This is a genomic window from Streptomyces sp. NPDC006265 (genome assembly GCF_040613555.1).
Taxonomy (GTDB): domain Bacteria; phylum Actinomycetota; class Actinomycetes; order Streptomycetales; family Streptomycetaceae; genus Streptomyces.
Genome location: NZ_JBEXSH010001436.1, coordinates 1 through 1,326, shown reverse-complemented (window position 1 = coordinate 1,326; position 1,326 = coordinate 1). Strand labels below are relative to the sequence as shown.

2 protein-coding genes are annotated in these 1,326 nt (G+C 74.4%); both read right to left on the bottom strand.

What is annotated here, in order from left to right:
* On the bottom strand, positions 1 to 763 hold a 763-nt coding region (locus ABZ281_RS49590; protein ID WP_356665445.1), incomplete at its 3' end, for a hypothetical protein.
* On the bottom strand, positions 760 to 1,326 hold a 567-nt coding region (locus ABZ281_RS49585), incomplete at its 5' end, for a hypothetical protein (RefSeq protein WP_356665444.1). The genes ABZ281_RS49585 and ABZ281_RS49590, both read right to left, overlap by 4 nt.

Sequence of the window (1,326 nt, the reverse complement as noted above, 5' to 3'; positions counted from 1 at the left end):
CCGTGCTGGGCACGTCGCAGATCTTGATGGTGTTGTTCTCGGAGGCGCCGATGGCTCCCCCGCCGTGGTAGTGCGGATTGCGCAGGTCGTCGAAGGTGGAGATCACCACGTGCCGGCCGCCGCCGGGAGGCGAAGACACCCGCGACGCCGGCACCCACGTCAGGGCTTCGGCCGCAACCGCGTCGGGCGACGCGGCGGCGTCCACAAGGCGCACGGACGGCAGCCGGGCGGCCCACTGGCGGTAGCGGTCCCGGCAACTCGCCAGGGCGCCGCGCACGTACTCGCCGTCGCGCTCCGCCAGCACCTGCGGCTCCGCGTCCAGAAGCAGGCTGACCTGGTACGTCCTCGCCAGCCGTGCGAAGGCTGCCGCCAGCCGCGAGCCGGGTGAGGGGGCGATCTTGACGAGCCCGTCGAGCGGACCGCGGTCGGTCACCACGGCGGCCGGCCGCCCCCGGGAGGTGAGGCGCGCCCGGAGCCTCGCCCGCGCGAGACCCGCGGAGAGTTCCGCCGCGTCCACCCAGCCGTGCATCCGGCCCACCCACGCGCCGATGCCCGAGGAGGCAGACCCGGGCTTCCCGGGGGAGGCGGTGAACCGCGACCGCATGCGCTGGGGCAGGCGCCGGCAGACGACACAGCCGTAGCAGTACTGGGTCGTCACCGCGTACCCGTGTGCGCGCAGGTCCGTCGTCATCCGCGCGACCAGCGACGACTTTCCGGCGCCGTCCGGTCCGGACACACAGACCAGCAGGGGGCGCTGTTTCATGACCGGAGCATCCTTCGCCTCTTGGCGACGACGAGCGGTACCCGCAGGGCGGCCTCCCGCGCCGCGACCCGGGCCCGTCCGTGCCGCAGCAGGTGCAGCGCGTGCACCGCGCCCACCCGCAGGGACGTGCCCACCGGGAGTGGCACCGGCAGCCTGACCGGCGCGCCTTCGTCCAGTCGGCGCATCGCCCCGACCGCCACCGCCAGGGCCCGGTCGCCCCCGGCTGCCCACCCCTCGCCCGCCGTCTCGCGCCTGGCTTCGGCCACGACGTCCGGCGCCAGCAGCTTCCGCACCGCGAACAGCTCCGACAGATCGAAGGTGAGGTTCTGGAACAGGCCGTGCGCCAGCCAGATCCGCAGTTCGTCCGCCGGGCACGGAACCAGCCACGCACTTCCGGACGGGACGGCCCGCTCGAAGAGCCGGCGCGTCGGCACCACCGGCACGCCGAACCACGACACGGCGGTGTGCAGATGGGCCGCCGGTCCGCTGCGCGGCTCCAGCACCTCAAGGCGCCGCTCGACTACGCCGAGCCGTCCTCCGGTGATGTACGGCTCGCCCTCACC